The organism is Vibrio sp. S234-5, from assembly GCF_000960595.1.
Lineage (GTDB): Bacteria > Pseudomonadota > Gammaproteobacteria > Enterobacterales > Vibrionaceae > Vibrio.
Map to the genome: position 1 here is coordinate 1 of NZ_JZAM01000422.1, position 395 is coordinate 395.

A 395-nucleotide genomic window follows, 5' to 3' on the forward strand; every position below is an offset into this window, starting at 1 on the left:
TCGTGAGCACATCCTTCTAGGCCCTCAGGTTGGTATTCCTTACATCATCGTATTCATGAACAAATGTGACATGGTTGATGATGAAGAACTTCGAGAGCTAGTCGAAATGGAAGTTCGTGATCTTCTGTCTGAGTACGACTTCCCAGGTGATGACCTACCAGTTATCCAAGGTTCTGCACTAGGCGCACTAAACGGCGACGAGCAGTGGGAAGCGAAAATCGTAGAACTAGCAGAAGCGCTAGACAACTACATCCCAGAGCCAGAGCGTGCAGTAGTCATGCCGTTCCTGATGCCAATCGAAGACGTATTCTCAATCCAAGGACGTGGTACAGTAGTAACTGGCCGTATCGAGCGCGGTATCCTGAAAGGGGGTGAGGAAGTTGCTATCGTAGGAA

At 49.1% G+C, this 395-nt stretch carries 1 protein-coding gene; it reads left to right on the forward strand.

Annotated elements, in window-relative coordinates; translation table 11 throughout:
- Positions 1–395, forward strand: a 395-nt coding sequence (locus UF06_RS22655) for a GTP-binding protein (protein ID WP_045572490.1), incomplete at both ends; no start/stop codon positions are given.